The following is a 22,273-nucleotide window of genomic DNA, read 5'->3' as shown; positions in this document are numbered from 1 at the left end:
GATTATTTGTTGCGCGGGAAAAGATGGCGATCCAATATTTGTCGCCATTGGCTGCGGGAATTTATATGGCGACGGCGCGCATTTTCAAAAAAACGTAGATAAGAACGGCTAAATTGCACACGCTTTCCATTTGTCAGCCAGTCTAAATCCGCCGCAAATTCCTCTGGTTCAACAATATTTTCGTCGTATTCCGCGAGCTTATTATTCACGCATCGCAGCCGCACGGGTTTTGCTGTTTTTAATATTGCTTTTTTAAACGATAACCAACGAGAGAAAAAAAGCGGTTTCGCCTGCGCTACGCAATCTTCCATTATTGTCACCTTATGCCTACGGTTGGGGTCGAAACCCGCTTTTGCATCGTGCATGCATCATCACATTTCAAACCACTGCATGACATTGCAACCCTTCTTCTGCATGTTGCACTGCAAATAGATTGCCAAAGGCGGGAATGCCGGACATTCTGGCGTCGCACTAATCTATTGCGTAAACCCCTCGCCAAGAATTGGCCCAGATGGAAAATTAATGTCAGTTTTGCCGAAATTTTTATCAGCATCGCTCGCAATAACCAGTTTTGGTTAACTTCATTTTGGTCTAAGTGACTTTCGCAAAGTCAAATTCGACGACGCAAAATTGTAATAGCTGCCAGCGTGCTGCAGGTTTACGAATTTCCTTGATTTTGTGACCCAGGCATACGAAGCAACAGACGACAGCTGCAAGCATGGCGAATTGTTAAAGGAGAAAAGATTGCAAAGAAATACTATCAATATGCACAACAAGCAAAATTTACAGAGGATTTTGCAAGGTATTTTGCCGTGTCGGTTTCATTAGTTTTTTACTGTTGTTTAGGCGAGGTACGATAGAAATAAACACTATTGGAGGAGGCGAACAGTCGACCGCATGACATTTGTCATGATGAACCTATGACTCTCTACAATGGCATCATCCGCCAATTTGACGATAATGGTTTTATCAACCCTGTCTATTTGAGCGATATATGCCCACGGATCATCTTCCGTCCCCTTGGATCAACTCTCACCGGCCGACCTTGCGCCAACAATTTGCGAGCTTGGTATTTACCTGTTTTTACCTGATGCGCTGGTTTTTCCCAATGACGGCCTTCGAATGGGCGATCAATATCGCCGGCTTGCTGATATTCCTGGTTTGTTATTTTGCCGCTTTTAATCTGCCGAAATGGACCCTTCCAGGCGCACTCCTTATGGTGGCTCTGGCGGTGGGACTTGCGCCCTACAACCATGGATCAACTACCTTTGCGATTTATGCCTGCAGCTTCTTTGCCTACTTTTTGCCTGCGCGCACAGCGCTTGTCTTTTTTGCGATGACGCTCGCTGCGCTCGCTTCTGCGACCTATTTTTTTCAGCTCGACGTCATTTTTTATTTCGTCGTCGGTGCTGTTTCCAGCACCGGGATTACCCTGTTTGGCATTACCGATCGCCAACGCATATTGCATCAAAGACGCGAGTTGCTGTCGCAGGAAGAAATTCAGCGCTTAGCGAAAATTGCCGAGCGCGAACGCATCGGCCAGGATTTGCACGACACCATAGGCCACCGCCTCACCGCGATTCATCTGAAGGCACAACTCGCTTTGAAACAACTGGAAAACAAGCAGGAATCTCAGGCGCGGGAGCATATTGCACAAGTTCAGCAATTGGCCCAAGACGCGCTGCGGGAAATCCGCGAGACCATTGCCGGAATGAAAACCCACGGCCTGACAGCAGAACTGGAAGCGCAGAAAGAGCTGCTGGGATCACTCGGCATTGACCTCCAATACTCCCTGCCACCGGTATTGCTGCCACCTACCATGGAAAGCGACTTATTGCTGATCGTGCGCGAGGCTCTGACCAATGTATTGCGGCATTCAGGTGCTGAGCGCTGCGAATTGCGCTGCAATACGACAGAAAAAACTTTGGCATTGTTGATTCGGGATAATGGCCGCGGCTTTGCCCAGGCGCATGAAAGTGCCTTTGGCAACGGCTTACAGAGCATTTATCAGCGTGTTACTCTGCGGCGCGGCACCTTGTCCCTGAATCCTCCTGGTGAGCGAGATTCCGCTTGGCCCGGATTAACTTTGTTGATCCACCTTCCCTGGAATCAACCGCTCGTTACTTAAGGCGCTATGGCCATGGCCAACCCGACACAAATCCGTTTATTTCTGGTGGAAGACCAAACCCTGGTGCGCGACGCCCTGGCGCAGTTGCTGGCGTTGCAACCGGATTTTGTCGTCGTCGGCACTGCCGCCAACGGTCTGGAAGCACAAAAGGCCATTCCAGAGTGCCGACCGGACTTGGTGTTGAGCGATATTGAAATGCCCGGCTGTGACGGTCTGACACTCTGCCGCTGGCTGCATGAACATCACCCCTCTATCAAAACGGTGATTCTCACCACCTTCAATCGCAGCGGTTACGTGCAACGTGCCCTGCAAGCAGAGGCGCGCGGGTTTATTCTCAAAGAGGTACCAGTGGATACACTCGCAAACCAGCTGCGCAACATCCACAGCGGTCAACGTGTTTACGATACCGAATTACTGATCGCCGGTTTGCACGACCATGACCCGCTAACCGAGCGTGAACGCCAGGCCCTGCGCCTGGCAGAACAGGGGTTGAGCACTGCGGATATCGCCCGCAAGCTCTATCTGTCTGAGGGCACTGTGCGCAACTATTTGTCGGAATCTATGGCGAAACTTTGCGCCGGATCGCGAAATCAAGCAGCGAAGATCGCGCGGGAGAAAGGCTGGCTGTAGAAAGTCATACAATGACAGCCAACCAGACCGGCCGGAGTTTCGAAATGGCATCAGCAAAATTCATACGCATTGCAGCCGCCTTGGCATTTGTACTCGGCGGCGCCGGTGCGCATGGAGAGATCTACAAATGGGTGGATGCACAGGGGCAGGTGCACTTCAGCGATAAACGCTATGCCAATGAAAAGGCCAAGCGCATTGATGCCGAAGTGGTTCAGGAGCAGCAGAATCCCAATCAATTTGTGTTTTATCCCGACGCTGATGCCTTACTGCAACAAAATCAGAAAAAGCCCCTCGGCACATCCACCGCGCTGTCCGCCGGGCATTCACAGCAGGGCCAGAACATCAGCCTGATTCGTTTTGATGTAGCGTCACTGTTGGAAGAATTGCACCGCAATCCGAACAAAAAACTGCTGCGCGCCACCCTGCGGCTTTACGCCAACGCCGATGACCGGCTCTACGGCCAGAACACTACGGCCGAAGCCGGCCACTTCGGCAAAAACGGCGACAACGCCTTCTATCTGAAACCTGTCCATAACAATTTCGAAGAGAAGACGGTCACCTGGGCAGATTTTTTCGACCAATCCCATTACACACCGGCGGCGGTGCGCAATCTGCCGAGTGTGACCGCGCCCAGCAGTAACGAAGACAACCTCAAGGATTACGAAATCGACGTATTGCCGCTGATACAACAGCTTATGGCCGCCAACCTGCGCCAGTTCACTTTGGAAATGCGCCTGCAGCGGACATCGGGACGGGGGCAAGTGACGTTTTTCTCACGCGAGGCCGATCCGGCCAAACGCCCGAGTCTGACGGTGGAGTTATTTAGCGAACAGAACTGATTGCCCTAAAAATTTCTTTGCACTCAGCAGGCTTCCACTTAAAATCGCCCGCCTGCTGTTTTTCACTTCTGCAAAGTCATTTCTATGGAAAAACCCCTCGAACAACTGCTCTACCGTACCCGCTGGTTGCTGGCACCTATTTATTTAGGTCTGGCATTCGCTCTGTTGGCCCTGATCATCAAGTTTTTTCAGGAATCGTTTCACTTGCTGATCGATGTCGTGCATATGTCGGAAGCCAAGATGATCCTCAGTCTGCTCACGCTGATCGATTTGGCGATGGTGGGAGGATTGATCGTGATGGTGCTGATGAGCGGCTATGAGAATTTTGTATCGCAGCTCGATCTCGACGGCGAAAAAGAAAAATTGAGCTGGCTCGGCAAGATGGATTCGTCATCGCTGAAGGGCAAAATCGCCGCCTCTATTGTGGCGATTTCGTCAATCCACTTGCTGAAGGTCTTTATGAATGTGCAAAACACAGACGAAGACAAAATTTATTGGTATGTGGTTTTGCATTTGACCTTCGTCGGTTCCGCCTTTGCGATGGGGTTTCTCGACTTTAAAGCCAAACACAAATAGTAAAATCAAACACAAATAGTGAAATCGGGCGGGCGATTAAGGCAGCTGTTTGAGCTCTCGAGCGTCCGCCTCACGTTGAATCAACCACTGCACAAAATCCGCCTCTGCCATGGGTCGCGAGAACAGATAACCCTGGAACACATTGCACCCCATGGCCTTGAGTCGTTCCAACTGCACTTGCGTCTCCACCCCTTCTGCAACCACCTGCAAGCCCATATTGCGACCGATGGCGATCATCGATTCCACCAATGGCTCATGGGCATTGGTGGCCAGAGTGTCGACAAAGGTTTTATCCACTTTGAGGATGTCCAGCGGTAGATCGCGCAAGTAGGCCAGGGATGAATAGCCTGTGCCGAAGTCGTCCAGCGCTATGGTCATACCGAAGCGTCGCAACTGACTGAGTTTGGTGATGGTGTCCTGAATATCGGTCAGCAGCGCGCTTTCGGTGACTTCGAGAGTAATATGACTGGGCGGCACCTGCAGCTTTTCCACCGCCTCCACAGTGGCGGACACAAAGTCCGGGCGCGCAAATTCCCATGGCGATACGTTGACGGAAAGATGACCGTAAAACGGAATACGCCGCTCTGCCCACTGTTTGCGATGGGTCAGAGCCGCCCGCAACACCCACTGGCCGATACCATTGATCAAACCGGTCTCTTCCGCCACGGGAATAAATTCCGCCGGCGATATCCAACCCTGGTCCGGATGGCGCCAGCGGATCAGCGCTTCAGCCCCCATCAGATTGCCCTCGCCATCCACTTGTGCCTGGTAAAACACGTGGAATTCATCGTTGGCCAGAGCCGCGCGCAAGCCGTGCTCCAGGGCGAGCCTATGGCTGACAGAGTCGTGCATCTCCGGCGTAAACAGCTGGTAGCCGCCGCGGCCGGAGCCTTTGGCTTTGTTCAGGGCTATATCCGCATTGCGGAATACGTCCAGCACGCTTGTGGCAAATTCCGGAAACAGCACCGCACCTATGGTGCAGCCTAGATCCAACACGTGATCTCCCACCTGTACTGGCTGTTCCATGGAGGCAATTAGTTGCTGGATAGTACGCGTCAGGAACAACTCGGCGCCCGGCCCCAGATGGCGGAGCACCACGGCAAACTCATCACCGCCAAGGCGGGCAAGAAAAGCATCGTCACCCAATACTTGGCGCAACCGGGCGCTGATACGGCGCAGCACTTCATCACCCACATCGTGGCCGAGTGCATCGTTGATGGTTTTGAAATGATCCAGGTCAATCTGGATAAAGGCGCAGGTTTCGGGCGCATCCTCTCCCTGGAGCAAATGGATGACGTGTTCATTCAACGCAGAGCGATTCGGCAGCCCGGTCAAATGATCTTCGTATGCCATTTTGCGAATGCGCTGCTCAGCTTCCAGGCGATGCAGCTCGGTGCTGGCACGGGAGACGAAAATATTCACCACCTCCAGCATTTGTTTGACGTTGTCCATGGGCTTGTCGTCCAGCACCGCGATCAAGCCGATGGGTTCGTTATTGACGTCCACCATGGCCGAGCCGACAAAACTCTCCAGGCCCAAATTACGCAGGAACGGGTTGTCCGGAAATTCGCGCTGCGCTTGGCGCGGTATGGCGTAACTGCCTTCCTTCAATACTTTTTCCGACGGCGAATTGATCAGTTCGATATTGACGTTGTCCATCAACTCACCGTTCGCCGAGACCGCCAAAGTCTGGATGGTCATGCGCCCTTCGACGAATTTCTTCAGACCGATAAATACGAATTTCTTATTGAGCAGCTTGGCGAGGTGGATGGTGAACTGATTAAAGAAGGCGTGACCGATCTCCGTGGAAACCGCCATGGAAATGGTTTTGATGGCGTTTTCGACGAATTGCTGGTCGGTGACATCTTCCATGCGCACCACAATTTCCTGCAATTCGCGCTCGTGGTTGTAGATGGGATAAAGCTTGAACTTCAGCCAGGCATCGCGCGCCAGATACAGAGCGTCGACCGGCATACCCGCCACCAGGAAAAACGGCCCGTATTCACCCCGGCTCTTTTCCGCAATGTCTTGCAGAATTTGCTCCTTGCTCACCCCGAGCATCTCCAATACGGTGATGAAATTGACGCGCGGAGGCGCGCTTACGTCGCGGCGCAACAAGCGCAAGCTCTCGTCGTTGACCTGGAGGGTTCGGCCATTCAAATCAATGATGTGGGTGGCCGCAGGCGCTTGCATAAATACCTGGGACAGGCGCTCCAATTTATCTTCCGCTTTGCGCCGCTCCTGGATTTCCGCTTCCATCTCGCGCTCCCGCCGGCGCAACTGGCGGCTGTTGCGCGCAGCCTCCAGGGTAAAGCCTATGCAGAACCACAACATAAAAGCAGTTAAGGCAAATCCCGGCAGATAAATACCGTTCCAGATGCCGAGATCCAGGCTCAAACTGGAATAGACAGTCGCGATCAAGAGGAAGAGAAAGAGAAATTGGGTAAAAACTTTGGCGGGACCTATTACTGCGCGGGAATGGAAATTCCACCAGAAGGAAGCCAGCAAGGTTATCCCCATGGCAATGTGCCATAACCAGGAACCACCGCCCGGCTCCCCCTGTAAAGCGCCATATGAACCAAGCCAGGGATTGGGATATTTTGTTAAGGTGGCGACGTCGGCGAAATGGAGAGAAAAATCCGACGCACGATTAGCCACCAGCAACATCAGCAGCGCCAACACAAACAGAAACGTCAGATAACCCGGCACATGGCCGCGGTAGCGCAGTGCGGCAAAATAAAAGCCGGTGGACAGCAACATAATGGAGGCGAAATCGGTCTGCCATATCAGCGCGGTGATGGCAGCGGCCTCAGCATTGGTTTGGTAGTAATAGGCGGTTGCCAGTTGATACCCGGCACCACTGAGCCCCATTAGGGCGACGGGCGTGTAGATAAAACGGTTATGCAGGGAATAAGCGGTTACGGCTATAGCGCCGGAGGTCAAACCGACCACCGACAAATAACCGGTCGTGATGTAAAAAAGAAACATCACCCAAGGCAGGGTTTCGCTCATACCTGTCATAGTATTCTTATGTTTTGGGTAGATCTCCGATTAACCATAGCCTCTACGCTTGGCCGCGGCCAAAATTGACGTCGCGCATCCGACGGGATGCGCGCTGGAGAAGAAAGAGTTTAGATCAGAAAGCCAAACGGTCTAGGAAAGTTGGCTGAGGTATTTCAATTTGTTTACCCATAGGGGTTAGCGCACCGGAAGATTCGATGCGAAATGCCACCAGATTGTGACTTTCCTGATTCGCGACTATTAGAATGCGTTCGTCTTCCAATACCAGGAAATGACGCGGCCAATCGCCCAACACAGGCTCGATCTCCACCAGGTTCAGTGAACCATCCTGCCCTATATTGAACACCGCAATACTGTTGTGGCCACGGTTGGAGGCATACAGAGTTTTGCCATCGCTGGTGACATAGAGATGAGCTGCTTGGCTATGCTCGGTAAATGACGCAGGCAACATTCCGATTTTCTGGAATTCGGTAAAAGTACCGTCGCCATTGCGCCGCGCCGCGACCAGGGTATTGCTCAACTCGTTCACCACATAGACAACTGGCAGGTGCGGATGGAAAAACAAGTGGCGCGGACCATCGCCCGGCGCCAGGCGCAACGCGGTAAAACCTTCGCCCGCACCATCATCAAATGGATAGGCTTTCACCTCATCGATCCCGAGATCCACCACGTACAAATAAGCCTGCTGCGGATCCCATTGCGCCCAATGAGCGTGGGCCGCCTCCTGGCGGTCCGCGTTTGGTCCTTTGCCTTGATGTTGCAGCACCTGCGGGACACCTTGCGGCACACCAGTGTCATCGAGGCGGAATATGGAAGTGTTCCCGCCCATATAGTTGGCTGTGGCGATAAACCGGCCGTCCGGGCTCAGACTGATATAACAAGGCGATGCCCCCTTTGTCAGCGCGGTTGCCAGAGATTGCAGAGTGCCGTTTTCAGCTCGGGAATAGGTCGTCAAAGCACCATGGTCGGTTTCCACTACGGCATACAGACGATTGCCGTGCTGGGAAATAAAGGAAGGATTATCTGCCCGCGCCTCCAGCTTCGGCTCCCCAAAGGTGCCAGTCGATGGGTCGAAGGAAAGACTGTAGATGCCTTCGCTCCCCTTCTGGTTGTAGGTGCCCACGATCAAAGAAATGCCAGTACCTTCGCCCACAGATTCCGCTCCGTTGTTCGAGATCAATGACTGACAGCCAGCACATAACAGAAGAACCGCCGCGCCGAGCAGTCGATAGCCCAGTTGATACATGTTATTTGGGATCACAATCGCTCCCCTTGGTTAGTGAGATGATCTGCAATTATTGAAATGGCCTATGACTTTGCAGGCCGGCAAGTGTAAGCATCGCGGACAACTCCCGCCAGTCAATTGCTGCCACCAATCGGCAACAACGGGCGTATACTTTTGGAACCTTTGCGATACATCAAGCAAACATCATCCATACAAGCCTTCTTAATCCGGTGATTCCATGTCGACATTTAATACTTTGAGCGAGTTTATTGTTGAGCATCAGATGGATTACCCCCAGGCAACCGGGGAATTTTCCGCCCTGTTCTCCGCGCTTTGCCTCGCCGCCAAGATCGTCAACCGCGAGGTCAATAAAGCCGGCTTGGCGAATATCACCGGTCCGGCAGGTGAAACCAACCCTCAAGGCGAGGCGCAACAAAAACTGGATGTATTGGCCAATGAAGTCTTTAAATCCGCGCTCGGCGCTCGCGGCGTGGTGTGCGGAATTGTTTCGGAAGAGGAAGACAATTTTATTCGCTTTGAAGGCAGCCAAAATCAGCATGCCAAATATGTGGTATTGATGGATCCGCTCGACGGCTCATCCAACATAGACGTCAATGTATCGGTGGGAACCATTTTTTCGATTTATCGCCGCTTGACACCCGTCGGCACTCCCGTGCAGATGGAAGATTTTCTCCAACCGGGACGCGCCCAGGTTGCCGCAGGGTACATTATTTACGGCTCTTCCACTATGCTGGTTTACTCCACCGGCAATGGCGTAAACGGTTTTACCTATGAACCGTCCCTCGGGCTTTTCTGCCTGTCGCACCCGAATATGCAATACCCGCGCAGCGGCGCCGTATATTCCATCAATGAAGGTTTTTACAGCCGTTTTCCCGACGGTGTAAAAAAATACATCAAATATTGTCAGGAGGAAGATCCCGCAACCCAGCGGCCCTACAGTTCGCGTTATATAGGTTCACTGGTAGCGGATTTTCATCGCAATTTGATTCATGGCGGAATTTATTTATACCCCACTTCCAGTCGCTATCCCGAAGGGAAATTGCGCCTGCTTTACGAGGGCAATCCCATGGCATTTATCGCCGAACAGGCCGGCGGCAAAGCCATTGTCAGCGCGGGCAAATCCGTCCTGGATTGCCAACCGCAATCCTTGCACCAACGCACCGCGCTCTATCTGGGCTCGGCGGAGATGATCGAAAAATTAGAGGAATTTCTGACGGCCTAAGGCCGCGCCAGACCGAATTGCCGTCAGCATTGCACGGGTGTCAGGAATTACACCCGCGAGCGCCCGTTTAATTTTTTGGTTTTCATTAAGTAAATGGGCGAAGACAGCCTTTTCCTGTTCTTTAAAGCTCCATGGTAGCTGTGGGCGGTATCCCATACCGCACAAAATATATTGATAACTCGCGGCGGGAAACACTTCTTCTTTATATAAAAAGTCTTTTTTGTAGGGAACGTGGTACTGCCACAGCTGCAAGGATTCCTGCAACGAATCGGAAATGGTTGCAGAATCTTTATTGTCTCGCCAAAAATCACCGCTGCGCTCGCTCAGCACATAATGCAATTTGAGAAAATCCACAATGCTGCGCCAGCGATAGGTTTGCAATGCATTAAAGCGTTTTGCCACTGTCGGCATAGCCGCTTTATGGCGCGGCAACTGATCGCGAATGTAATTGGCGGCGAGTTCCACCATAACCAAAGCGGACGCCTCCAGCGGCTCAATAAATCCCGCGGCCATGCCTATAGCGACACAGTTTTTTTGCCAAAAAACATCGCGGTAGCCGCAGGGGATTTTGATTTTGCGCGGAGATAAATTGGCGAAGCCGGGGCCTATATAGTCGGCCAAAACCGCTGTCGCCTCATCCTCCGACATATGCCGACTGGAATATACGTGCCCAATACCTTTGCGGCTGTAAAGGCCGATTTCCCATATCCAACCAGCTTTTTTCGCCTCGGCAAGTGTGTAGGGAAGTATGGGAGCTTCATCGCTCTCGTAAGGCACTTGCGCAGCCACGGCGCTGTCGATAAAGATTTCCGCACTCTTATCAATAAACTTTGCACCCAGCGCTTCGCCCAATAGCAATGATTTCAACCCGGAACAATCGATAAACAAGTCGGCGGTTAAAGTCTGCTGCTCCAGAGTTTCAATACTTTCGATGCCCTGTTCATTTTGGTTGATTTTACAGACAGTACCTATGACGTGTTTTACGCCGAGTATGGTTTTACAGTGTCGACTTAAAAAAGTCACAAATTTTCCCGCATCCAAGTGGTAACCGTAATTGACCTGCGATTTATATCCAGGTGCATCCGGCGTACGCGGTGCCAAATTGCGTTCGCATAAAAATTCCTGTGCGCAAACCGCATCAGCAAAAGAAAGGGAAGACGGATTTGCAATCCACCATTCGGCAACATTGCGTTCGAGAAAACCGATCGGCAGGGAAAACGGATGGTAGAAAAAATCGGCATTATCCTTTTGCCAACCAATAAATTTGACGCCCTGCTTAAATGACGCATCACACTCTGTAAAAAAATCCGTTTCTGAAATTCCCATATCTCGCAATGTGTTGCGCAGCGACGGCCAACTGCCCTCACCAACTCCTATAATGGGGACATCTGCAGATTCAATTAAAGTTATTTGCACATCCTGTCCATAACGAGCCGCCAGAATTCCCGCCGTCAGCCAACCCGCCGCACCGCCGCCGACAACCAATATTGAGTCTATGAGGTGAGTACTCATAAATATCCGTCTGAAAAATAGAGGTCGAAAAGAAAAAGGCCATTGCAAAGAATGGCCTTTTCATATTTGTTGCGTCAAACACTCAAGAAATTAGAAAGTCGCTCTAACTCCCAAAGCGTAACGCGCAACGCCGTCACCCACGAAGAACATATGATTGTCCTTTCTGCCGTGTTGGCGGGTTCCCTCTTCCGTCACGTTGATACCTTCCAGGAACAGGCTGACATTGTCAGTCAGATCGTAGCTCATGGATATATCGACCTGAGAATAATCCTCCACTACAACCGGCTCGTTACTGGTGCTGGAATAGTAGTATTGGAAGCCTCGAATAAAGGATTCACGCCAGTTGTATGCAACCCTGACTTGGAACGGTCCATTTTCATAGAAGGCGATCAAGTTCGCGGAATCACTTACACCAACGACCGCATCCGCTTTTGGCACTTCACCCATTGGCGTATCGTAGTTGTATTTGGGATCAGAAAACACAAATGTTGCGTTTGCAATCACACCAAAACCGGACTCACCAAAAATATGCTGTCCACCGAGTTCAAAACCGTAAACCTTTTTGGTATCGAGGTTGCGTGGACGGCGCATTTCATAAACGGCGTCTTGGCCAGTCGCGGGATCAAGTACTCCAGTAATGATTTCCGGTGCTGCTTCGGTCACCACAAAATTATCAATGGATTTATGGAAGCCGCCGATAGAAACATAGTCAAAATCATTGATATACCATTCAGCAGACAAATCAAAGTTGTCTGACATAAAGGGTTTCAAATTCGGGTTGCCCGCACTGCCATTCCCTCTCTCCCCTTGACGAATATCACCAAAACTGCGCGCCGATCTCATATCCGTCAACTCAGGACGAGTAATGGTTCGCGAAGCGGCAAAACGCAGGATAACGTCATCCGATATAGCGTATTTAACCGAGATATTCGGCAGAAATACGTCGTAGCCATCACCATCGGTAAATGGCACACTGTCCGTAAATTCGCGCTGGTAGTTCTCTCCCGGTTGCGCAGGAGGGGTCAGAGAAAGCAGCGTCTGTTCCAGTGATGTGGAATCGATAGAAGTATCTTCGTAGCGCAATCCCGCAACCAGAGTTAACTCTTGGCCACCCAATTCAAATGTCTTGGTACCCTCGACATAAAGAGCCGTGGTTTTTTCGTTGACCTGTGACCAATTGGGTTGCAATACCAACGTAGAATTATTCAGATCTCTCTGTTCAGCCGTGGCATCCGGATCCTGTTGTGCATGTCGCAACCAATCGTTGAATGCAAGCGGATCAAACGAGAAATAAGCCAAAGAGCCCAGCACACCATGATTCATAGTGTGTACGTGATAACCCGCCGCATTCGCCTCTTCTACAGTACGGAAAAGACTCGTTACAGGATCGTCGCCAACCAATGTGTATCTGCCTTGCAGACGGCCGCCACCTTCCGCCATATATTGCTGTATTGTTTTGGTTTGATCGGTCAACATCAAACCAGCTTTGACGGTAAGAGTATCCTGCGTGAAGGTGTAATCCACCCGCGCCTGATTGATTTCGTCTTTGCGGGGATCAGAATAACCGTCGTATTGCCAAAGTCGCGCATTTTCGAGCGAAATCTTTGAATTGTCGTAGTAATGGCTAGCAACGTCTGCCCGAACTTCAAAGGTAAAAGACAAGGGTGCCGCCTGCACATCTGATCGACTAATATTTGCCTGTTTATCCGGTTGAGCTTCCGCAGTCGAGCGGCTGTATGCGAAAACAAGATTGGAAGATTCATTAATATCCCAATCCGCTTCAATGCCTGTGCTCAAGCCGACTTCCTGCGTGACAGGATTATTGACAAAGAAGTCCAACCCCGCATTGGTAATCGTGCGATAAATCAAAGTTTTATTGCTGTCGACCAGGTGCTTTTCGCTGGTACTGTTGCTGTACCACGCAGCGCTCTCATATTCCAATCCCTCTTGTTGGAGATCTGAATATTGTGCATCCAGGGTCAGAGTCAAATTGTCCGATGGCGCAAACTGAAACACCAAACTGCCATTCAATCGTTCCCGTTTAAAATCTTGACGTCTAATCACTGACTGGGTTGGCAAAAAATCAACTTCCAGCTCATTTCCTTGGGCATCAGGCAATTCAATATATTGCCCAATCGATCCGGGGCGACGTGAGTTCCAATCCCAACGACGCACTTCCGCTGCATCACTCTGATACTCACGCTCTTGATAACTAAGTGCGGCGAGAATACCGATATTGTCGTTGATCGTTGTGCTGAAAAGACCTGAAATCGAAGGCGTTACGTCATCAATATTGGATTCTTTCAAGCCTTTGATTGAACCGGTAATTTTATCGCCGACATCGAGCGGTCGCGCGGTTTTGACATTGACCGTTGCACCTATGCCGCCGGATTGTGTCGCCGCGGTAGACGTTTTATATACCTCTACGCCGCTTACCATTTCTGCAGCAACTGTATCGAAGTTGAATCCTCGACTGGCATTCGCGTTCGGCATTTGCCGGCCATTGAACAGAACCGTATTAAATTGCGGTCCCAATCCGCGCACGGTAATTTGTCGGCCTTCGCCACCGCTGCGATCGATCGAAACACCAGTAATACGTTGCAGCGATTCCGCCAGGTTTGTATCCGGAAACTTACCTATATCCTCCGAACTGATTGCGTCTACAACGCCAGTAGAATCGCGTTTGGTGTCCACTGCATTTTGCAAACTCGCTCTATAGCCAGTCACTATGACTTCTTCGCTTATGGGCGCATTATCAGGGGACTGAGCATAGGCTCCAGACGCGGTAGCAACCGCAAGACTGAGCAAACTCAAACGAAAAGTTGGGTGTGTATATTTTGATTTCATAGGGGATTTTTCCTGTAATTATTATAAAAACTCAATCCGCAAGGTTAAAAAAGGAAAAAACAATTGATAGTTTTCCTTTTGTCACCAGCCTACTTGCGAACCGGGCGTATTGGATAACATTTTTGCCTCCGTCGCCAACTCCCCACTTAGGTATAAAAATATTAATTCTAAAAATCTATTTTTTAGAATTTCCCCACGACAATATATTTCATCACCCGCCATTACTTAAAAAAATAATCATTGGCCCAAAATAAAAACGGGACCAGACGGTCCCGTTTTGTATATAAGTATTTTTTATTTGTTGCGTAAGTAAAAACAACTACATTTTAGTTGGCGCGCAACAATCCCAACTTGTAAGGCCGTCCATCGTATGAACCACTGTAACCGCTGAGATTGACGCCCTGATACAGGAACTGCAAATTACACGCATCCAATTCCATTTTTTCATCCCAACCGGAACGCACCATTTCTCCGTGGCTAATTTGCTGTGTCCACTGGCCACCGGGGAAGGTTACATTGCTGAGACCGGCAAATGGATCATTTTCGCTGGTTTTATAAGCAACCCACGGACCGTCCAATGAGGTTGAAGTCCAAGCGCGGTATAAACGACGGCCTTCCGATGCACCCCAACCTTCCACCATCAATAGATATTTGTTGAGGCCTTTCAATTTATAAACATTACCTGCCTCAAACAGAATATTTTGACCACCAGCGCCTTGTACGTTGGATGTGGTCACCTGATTGATGTCGAAATTGGGGAAATTACCGATTGGTGTTTTTACCTGATACATTTTTCCGTCATCTTTAAAGAAGAACAGGTAGCAGGTTGTATCGTTACAAATCACCCAATAATCAAGCGCACCTGCATGGCCGCCGGTTACGCCCGGCCAGAAATCCTTCGGAGCGGACCAACTGTTGGGGTCACTGATATTGGTTGACGTGGTGTATTTAGCATTCCACTGCGTCACTATGTACCAGCGGTTTTGCGGTGAGAAATAAAATACCTGCGGTGCAACAGTCGAGCGTCCGCCGGGCGCAAAAGTGACATGGTTGGCCGCTGGCGCCTGGTCGAAATCCGTGAAATTCAAATAAATGGATTTATAGGAACCAGAGCCATAGGCTGTGGCAAATACATGGTATTTATTGTCGTAATAAACGATCGTCGGATCTTTTACGTTTTCATAGCCATTTTTCGGGCTGATGATCGGCTGGGTTGAAGTCCAGCGCAAAGTCGCCGGCAAATCACACGCTACAGGCTCTTGCGGCGGAACAAATCCTCCACCGGCATTGGAATAAATGGCAAAACCGCTGAGTGTGGCATTGTCGATTTGCGATTCCAATTCAATCGTCAGCGATTTATCCGCCACCATAATATTTGGCACTATCACTTCATATGCCGTGTCATGCCCAACAGCGGCAAATAAATCGAAATTCTGCAGAACAGGTTGACCTTCCACTGTGACGCTGAATTGGCGCGCACCCGTTTTGGTTTGGTACAGCTCAACAAAATGCAGTTTTAAGCTGTAGGTGCTATTGGTGACAGGAATTTCATATTTATAGGTGCCAAAACGCTCGGACTGATACAGCGTGTCCTGGCTTACGCCGTCAATGGGGTCGGTGGTGGTATTGACCGTGCCGCCGCTGTAAAAACGGTCTGCCTGATATTCCACATTGTTCAGAGTCGTCGCGGCCCCGCCCGCGTTCACCGCATACACCAGGGTCGAGCCCGCAGGAATGCTGCCGGATGAGCTGCTCGATGATGAAGAGGAAGAAGAGCTTGATGAGCTTGACGAAGAGCTGCTGGAACTCGATGAGCTGGATGACGATGAACTTGCTGAGGACGACGAACTGCTCGATGAAGAGGAGCTGCTGGACGATTCAGTTCCGCCGCCACAGCCAGAAAAAATGCCAACCGCGAGGAGAAGCCCAAGGCGTATAAGTCTTTGACGATCAGATGGAGTTTTCATATCCCTTCCAAGCCGAGTATCGGACAATTGATTGTTATTGCTTTATCGTTGGCCCATCACAATCGCCGAAACCGCTTGGAAATGGATCAGCGGCGAGGATGGACCTTCACCGCTTCCATTATTTCATATGATGAATTGAGTTCTATGAGAATGGCGTATCAAATCAGGTCCCTTGGCCATCTCAAAATCCGCCATCACATCTTTTGAGACTGTTTTTTATAGGCGTTTTCCTGTTTTGATCTGCAAATGCGCTTCCTTGCCAGCCACTGGAGGCAAGCCTGCTCTCTGCCCCGGTTGACCGCCGCCCACCCATAAAGTCACCTTGCCGGGTACCACAGCGCGAGCGCCGGCTTGATCGACTGTGCTCAAAAGTTGTTGATCCAGTTGGAAAGTCACGCGCTCGGTTTTGCCTTTGGGAATATGGACGCGTTTGAAGCCCACCAGGGTTCGGATCGGCGATCCTGCAACGTCGTTATGGGTCGCATACAGCTGGACCACCTCGTCTGAATCCATACCACCGGTATTGCTAACGTCCACAGATACAGTAACCGTGCCCTTCGCGCCCCATTGTTCGGGCGACACTTTGACCTTGTCATAGCTGAACTGGGTGTAGGACAGACCATGTCCAAACGGATACAACACTTCGCCCGCGTGGTAACGGTAGGTGCGATTCGCCATGGAGTAATCGCTAAATGGCGGCAGCTGCTCCACCGAGCGGTAGAAGGTCACAGGCAAGCGTCCGGCGGGGCTGAAATCACCAGCCAGCAGGCCAGCAACCGCTTCCCCACCCTGCCCGCCTGGATACCAGGCCTCCACAATCGCTGCTGCGGCTGCATCATCTTCGTTGACGGCCAGAGCGCTGCCGTTGATCAACACCAATACTACCGGTTTGCCCGTGGCATAGAGCTGTGTCAAAAGATCGCGCTGTACTTTCGGCAATGCCAGATCGGTCCTGTCACCTCCGCTGAAACCCGGCACCGGCACCGGAATTTCTTCACCTTCGACCTGGGCGGTCAAGCCGCCGACAAACACCACAGCATCCACTTGTTTGGCTGCCTCGACTGCTGCCTGCGCGCCCGGATTGGAAGGCAGGCTCCACACCAATTTTTCATCCCCTTTTTCGCCGCGCTGGAAGGCTTCGACTTTCAGGGCATAACGTTTACCTGCCGTCAGTTCCACAGCACCGCTGGCAATGGTCGGACGCCAGTCGACGTTCCAGGCATCGAGAATCAATTTGCCGTCCACCCAAATGCGATAACCGCCATCCGCCACATAACGCAGGGTATAAGTGCCGGTTTCAGGAGCGGTCAAATAACCCGTCCAGCGCGCTGCGCCACTGCGCACTTCATTGATCCAAGAGACGGTCGCATTAGGTTCTACGCGTTTGCTCAGAGGTTTACCCTTGAGCTTGTTATCCGCATAAAACTCGGCCTGCAATCCGCGGGTGCGGCATTTTGCATCTACACACAAGGCATCATCGGGGATTGGGGTTTGCACCGGATCCAACAAGCCAGAACCCTGCACATAACGCACATTCGCTTCACCAAAACGCGCTTGAATGCCTTTTAAAACCGTGACTGGTTGCGATGGATTGCCGTTGTAATTACCGACCAATGAATCCAGCGTATCCGCATTGGGACCCACAACGGCGAGCGTGCGGATATTGGATTTAAATGGCAAAAATCCGTCTTTGTTTTTCAGTAACACCAAAGCTTTTTCTGCCACCGTGCGTGCAAAAGCGCGATGCTCGTCGGTGTCATTTGCGGCGGGCGTAATATGAGGAAATACCTGTGGACGAGGATCAAACTGCCCGAGACGCATTCTCTCGGTAAACAAGCGCACCAAAGCTTCGTCGATTTGTTTTTCCGTGATCAAATTTTTTTGTACCGCTTTGCGAATATTGTCGGCCTCCGATGCATCACCGCAAATCAAATCCATACCGGCTTCAAAGGCGACTTTAATGCCCTCTTCCGGTGTTTTGGTGTAAGCGTGGTTTTTTTCTTCGTAAATATCGTAAACCGCACCACAGTCCGATACCACATAACCATCAAAGCCCCATTTTTCCCGCAGTGTTTTTTGCAGCAAATCCTTGCTGGCACAGGCAGGCACACCGTTGACCGCGTTATAGGCGCACATCACAGAGCGCGCACCGCCTTCAATAACCGTTGCGCGGAATGCGGGCAAATAGGTTTCTTCCACATCTTTCGGGTGCGGATGAATATCGTCGCGATGGCGGCTGGCTTCCGGGCCACTATGCACCGCGTAATGTTTCGGCGTGGCCACAGTTTTTAAGTAACGCGGATCGTCGCCCTGCAGACCTTTTACAAACGCCACACCTAAACGCGCCGTTAAATAGGGATCTTCACCGTAGGTTTCCTGACCTCTGCCCCAGCGAGGGTCGCGAAAAATATTGACGTTGGGCGACCATACGGTCAGCCCGGCGAACCAATCCGAACCGCCAAAACGGTGTTGTTTGGCGTAGTGCAGAGCGCGAAATTCTGTGCTGATGACATCGGCAATGCGGAACATCAATGCGTCATCCCAGGTTGCTGCCATACCTATGGCTTGCGGAAATACAGTCGCATCGCCCAACGCGGCGACGCCGTGTAATCCTTCATTCCACCAGTTAAATTCCCGCACACCCAAGCGCGGAATCGCTGGTGCGTCATTGATTAATTGCGGAATTTTTTCATCCAATGTCATATGCGCAACCAGATTTCTGGCGCGCTCTTCAAAACTCAGCGATGTATCCTGATACCGCCGCTTCAGCGGAGCATCCGCCTGGGGCAGCAAAGGCACAAGACATAGAGAAAACAACACACTCTTTAGAACATTTCGACGAATACTGCGAAACGCGGGAATGCCGGAGATCATGAAGAATTTCACCCTGATGAAAATTATCGTTATGAAATTAAATTGCCCACGGATCTTGGGGATCCGCGGGCAGCGCGCACAAGCAATATTGATTAAATGTAGACTATTTTGACTTATTTTTATTAAAAGTTTTTATGCTCAATAGTCCAATTTGAATTGCAGATTCCGCAGGAATTACCAAGGAACATACCGCGACCATTAGCGCCTTGATTATCCTTTAAGTGCCAGTTGAGCCACGCAACACCGACCCGCGCAAATTCACCGCCGTTATCCTGGTCGTAAGTACCACCGTGACCAACCGGCAAATTCGCATGGTAAACCGGCACATGATTAATCGATTGATAATCCCGCTGACCGTTTGAATAAGCGATATCGGACGGGCCACCATTAAAATAGGCAACCGGAGTGTGCATGCGGGCATACACATTCTGGCTGGGATTCAATAAACCGCTATTCATCGCCACTACGGTAGACAAACGAGCGTCACCAGCGGCGTTCAAGGCCATCAAACCACCGCAGGAATATCCCATCACTGCTACTTTTTCTTCATTTATACGGTTATAGAGCGAACTACAAGGATTGTCGTTTTGCTCAGTTGCCCAATCGATTGCAGCTATGTGCGTCGATCCATTATCCGGATCGTTGCCGCCGCCATTAGGAGCACCGTTCGCGATCACCAAATAACCGTGCGAAGCGATTTCCGCCAAAAACTCCGCAGAACTCAAACCATTTGCACCACAGCCACCATTACCCCATGAAACGATCGGCAGTTTTTCAGCGGTAAATGAAGCGGGGCGATATACGGTATGGCGAGACAAGGTTTGATGCTGCTCCACCACCACATCGCGATAAGACCCACTCAGTGGCGAGCCGCGATTTGACCAGGAGACACGATTGGGTGCCGGGAGTGGATTCTGACACTGCGCCACACCACTCGACGAAGAACTGGAGCTTGAAGAACTTGAACTCGAAGAGCTCGAACTCGAGCTAGATGCAACACCCGATGAAGAAGCATTTGAGCTTGACGAACTGGAGGAAGAACTTGATGACGACGATGAGGAGTCGCCTCCTGACCCACCACATCCGGTAATGACCAAGGATGCCAATAGTATTAAACCACCACACCACCTGACTTTTTGAATTTTGTCGTTCATTATCGTTATCCCCTGATTGCAGTAATCGTTTTGATGACCGGCAACGGGAACGCGCCAAAAGCAGAATGAAACGCGGTTCTACCGGTGCCTGAAAAAAATCGAGGGTTAACAACAACCGTACGCTGGTGACAATCCCGAACGGCAATAACCCTCAAAAGGTGCAACGCACCAATAGGACTCGGTGACACGGACAATCCAGTTCCGCTAAAAACCCTTTCACTTCAAAATTTGCGCAGGTGCAGCTAGCACAAACCAAAAGCCATCTCAAAAATGCTGCGCTTGGTAGCTCGGCTGATTTTGAGATGGGTTCCGATTAAAAATGGGATTTTGAGATCGGCATGAAGCACTCAAAGACCATCATTTCATATGATGATATAGTGATTCTACTTATACGGGAAGGCTAGTTTTTAGGGAACGGAGGAGACTCACACGCACAATGTGAACAGCCTCACTCCCAAGAATGGGGGGCAATAAAAACTGGGCAAAAACGACCAACTCCCTTTGGTCGCTCAAATAAAAGCAGGGCCTCGCTTTACTTCAATTCGACGACCACTACAGATTTGGCGGGAACAGTTACAGTGAACTGCTTGCCTTTTTTCTGTGCGGAAAATGCTTTAGGTGCAACTTCATTCTTTTTATCGAATGTGTTGTGTGAATCCATATTTTTCGCAGTGAGAATCTGACCATCAGCGCGCTTCCAGTTGCCATCGAGGGTGATATCAATCTTGGAGGTCGGGTGAATATTGGTTAAAGCCAACACCACTTTTCCATCCGTTGTTTTAGCCGCAGATGCACTGACCTGAGGTGCAGAATGGTCGCCCAATTTATATTCGCGATTGCCTTTGATATCCAACGGCAAATATGTCGCCTGCTGAAACGGAATATACATTTTGAATACGTGATAAGTCGGCGTTAACAGCATTTTTTCGCCGTCAGTCAAAATCATCGCCTGCAGCACGTTGACCATTTGCGCAATATTGGTCATGCGAACCCGGTCGGCGTATTTATGGAAAATATTGAGGTTCAGCGCCGCAACCAACGCATCGCGAATGGTGTTTTGCTGGTGCAGGAATCCGGGATTATCACCTTCTTCTGTGTCGTACCAAGTGCCCCATTCGTCAACATAAAAGCCGACTTTTTTCTCCGGATCATATTTGTCCATGATCTCGGTATTGGCCTTGATGTAATCCTCGATTTTTAAGGTGCGCGTGAAGGTCATCAACCATTCTTTTTCCGGGAATTGAATGGCGCGGCCTTTTTTCTCCCAATCGCTGAGCGGCAAGGTGTAATAATGGTGGCCGATACCATTCATGCGCAAACTCCAGTTTGGCTGAACATTTTTCATCAAAGTCTCGGTCCACTCGGTCAAATGCTCATAACCGCCGCTGGCAATCAATTCTGGTCGATTATCTTCCGGTGTTTTCAGGAAGGTGGCGTAGTGCTTATAAAGATTGGCGTAATATTCCGGGGTCATATTGCCGCCGCAACCCCAGGTCTCGTTGCCAATCGCAAAATAATGCACTTTCCACGGCTCTTGCCGACCATTTTGCCGGCGCAAGTTGGCCAGAGTGGAATCGCTGGGCGAGGTCATATATTCCAGCCACTCGGCCATTTCCTGCGGTGTGCCGGTGCCCAGGTTGCCATTGATGTAAACTTCGGCGCCGAGCATTTCTGCCAATTCGAAAAATTCATGGGTGCCGAACGCATTGTTGTCGGTGACACCACCCCATGAGGTGTTCACAGTAACGGCACGTTTTTCTCGCGGGCCTATGCCGTTGCGCCAGTGATATTCATCCGCAAAACATCCGCCCGGCCAGCGAATCAAGGGAACGCGCAATTCTTTCAAGGCTGCGATCACATCGTTGCGAAAACCGCGGGTGTTGGGAATTTTGGAATCCGGACCTACCCAAATCCCTTCGTAAATTCCACGCCCCAAATGCTCGGCGAACTGTCCGTAGATGTTTTTATTGATCGTCGCACCTGGACGATCGTCGTGGATTTTCACTGATACATCAGCTTGCGCCACGGCGGAAAAAATGAATGAACAGGCCAAGCTGATACATCCAACGGATTTAAGAACGGGGGCGAGCATAAGCACCTCTTGATTTATTGTAGGGACCCCTGGCGCTCGCATAGCCTTGCCAGGGACTTCAGGTTTGCGCAATGTGAATCACCATAATCCATCTCAAAGTTCCGATGTTTTTGGCGACTGATTGTTGAGATCGCTTATAAAAATAGCTGATTCTGGGATTTTTGC

Annotated in this window: 14 protein-coding genes; 5 read left to right on the top strand and 9 right to left on the bottom strand. The window is 50.5% G+C overall.

The window, feature by feature from the left end:
- Positions 1 to 2: 2 nt before the first annotated feature.
- Positions 3 to 311: a hypothetical protein gene (locus tag DWB84_RS01260; protein ID WP_187407944.1), complete on the bottom strand. Its 309-nt coding sequence runs from the start codon at positions 309 to 311 to the stop codon at positions 3 to 5.
- 683 nt (positions 312 to 994) lie between these two features.
- On the opposite strand from DWB84_RS01260, the gene DWB84_RS01255 reads away from it, so the two are divergent.
- The 4 genes from DWB84_RS01255 (at position 995) to DWB84_RS01240 (ending at position 4,173) form a co-directional block, all read left to right on the top strand.
- On the top strand, positions 995 to 2,128 hold the full coding sequence (locus tag DWB84_RS01255) for a sensor histidine kinase (protein ID WP_187407943.1): 1,134 nt from the start codon (positions 995 to 997) through the stop codon (positions 2,126 to 2,128).
- Between the two features lie 12 nt (positions 2,129 to 2,140).
- Positions 2,141 to 2,758 carry a DNA-binding response regulator gene (locus DWB84_RS01250; RefSeq protein WP_187407942.1) on the top strand — a complete coding sequence of 206 codons (618 nt, stop codon included), beginning with the start codon at positions 2,141 to 2,143 and terminating at the stop codon, positions 2,756 to 2,758.
- A 44-nt stretch (positions 2,759 to 2,802) separates the two neighbouring features.
- Positions 2,803 to 3,597: a DNRLRE domain-containing protein gene (locus DWB84_RS01245; protein ID WP_187407941.1), complete on the top strand. Its 795-nt coding sequence runs from the start codon at positions 2,803 to 2,805 to the stop codon at positions 3,595 to 3,597.
- Positions 3,598 to 3,681: 84 nt separating this feature from the next.
- Positions 3,682 to 4,173 carry a TIGR00645 family protein gene (locus tag DWB84_RS01240; protein ID WP_187407940.1) on the top strand — a complete coding sequence of 164 codons (492 nt, stop codon included), beginning with the start codon at positions 3,682 to 3,684 and terminating at the stop codon, positions 4,171 to 4,173.
- A 36-nt stretch (positions 4,174 to 4,209) separates the two neighbouring features.
- On the opposite strand, the gene DWB84_RS01235 is transcribed toward DWB84_RS01240, so the two are convergent.
- The gene (locus tag DWB84_RS01235) at positions 4,210 to 7,185 is read right to left on the bottom strand and encodes an EAL domain-containing protein (protein ID WP_187407939.1); all 2,976 of its coding nucleotides are present in this window, start codon (positions 7,183 to 7,185) and stop codon (positions 4,210 to 4,212) included.
- Between the two features lie 124 nt (positions 7,186 to 7,309).
- Positions 7,310 to 8,455, bottom strand: coding sequence for a lactonase family protein (locus DWB84_RS01230; protein WP_187407938.1), 1,146 nt, complete (start codon positions 8,453 to 8,455; stop codon positions 7,310 to 7,312).
- Positions 8,456 to 8,657: 202 nt separating this feature from the next.
- Between DWB84_RS01230 and fbp the strand changes: the two genes are divergently transcribed.
- The gene (gene fbp / locus DWB84_RS01225; protein ID WP_187407937.1) at positions 8,658 to 9,662 is read left to right on the top strand and encodes a class 1 fructose-bisphosphatase; all 1,005 of its coding nucleotides are present in this window, start codon (positions 8,658 to 8,660) and stop codon (positions 9,660 to 9,662) included.
- On the opposite strand, the gene DWB84_RS01220 is transcribed toward fbp, so the two are convergent.
- From DWB84_RS01220 to DWB84_RS01195, 6 genes are all read right to left on the bottom strand, one after another.
- Positions 9,639 to 11,174: a tryptophan halogenase family protein gene (locus tag DWB84_RS01220; protein WP_187407936.1), complete on the bottom strand. Its 1,536-nt coding sequence runs from the start codon at positions 11,172 to 11,174 to the stop codon at positions 9,639 to 9,641. The two genes, fbp and DWB84_RS01220, sit on opposite strands and share 24 nt — an antisense overlap.
- Positions 11,175 to 11,264: 90 nt before the next feature.
- Positions 11,265 to 14,021, bottom strand: coding sequence for a TonB-dependent receptor (locus tag DWB84_RS01215; RefSeq protein ID WP_187407935.1), 2,757 nt, complete (start codon positions 14,019 to 14,021; stop codon positions 11,265 to 11,267).
- Positions 14,022 to 14,347: 326 nt separating this feature from the next.
- The gene (locus DWB84_RS18945) at positions 14,348 to 15,988 is read right to left on the bottom strand and encodes a non-reducing end alpha-L-arabinofuranosidase family hydrolase (protein ID WP_255428775.1); all 1,641 of its coding nucleotides are present in this window, start codon (positions 15,986 to 15,988) and stop codon (positions 14,348 to 14,350) included.
- Between the two features lie 216 nt (positions 15,989 to 16,204).
- Positions 16,205 to 18,862 carry a glycoside hydrolase family 3 protein gene (locus DWB84_RS01205; protein ID WP_255428774.1) on the bottom strand — a complete coding sequence of 886 codons (2,658 nt, stop codon included), beginning with the start codon at positions 18,860 to 18,862 and terminating at the stop codon, positions 16,205 to 16,207.
- Between the two features lie 122 nt (positions 18,863 to 18,984).
- On the bottom strand, positions 18,985 to 20,016 hold the full coding sequence (locus DWB84_RS01200) for a dienelactone hydrolase family protein (protein WP_187407934.1): 1,032 nt from the start codon (positions 20,014 to 20,016) through the stop codon (positions 18,985 to 18,987).
- A gap of 532 nt (positions 20,017 to 20,548) precedes the next feature.
- On the bottom strand, positions 20,549 to 22,108 hold the full coding sequence (locus DWB84_RS01195) for an alpha-N-arabinofuranosidase (protein ID WP_187407933.1): 1,560 nt from the start codon (positions 22,106 to 22,108) through the stop codon (positions 20,549 to 20,551).
- Positions 22,109 to 22,273 lie beyond the last annotated feature (165 nt).

The organism is Saccharophagus sp. K07, from assembly GCF_014336955.1.
Taxonomy (GTDB): domain Bacteria; phylum Pseudomonadota; class Gammaproteobacteria; order Pseudomonadales; family Cellvibrionaceae; genus UBA5868.
Note: the sequence above shows the minus strand (reverse complement) of the source record. Positions and strands in the feature narration are given on the sequence as shown.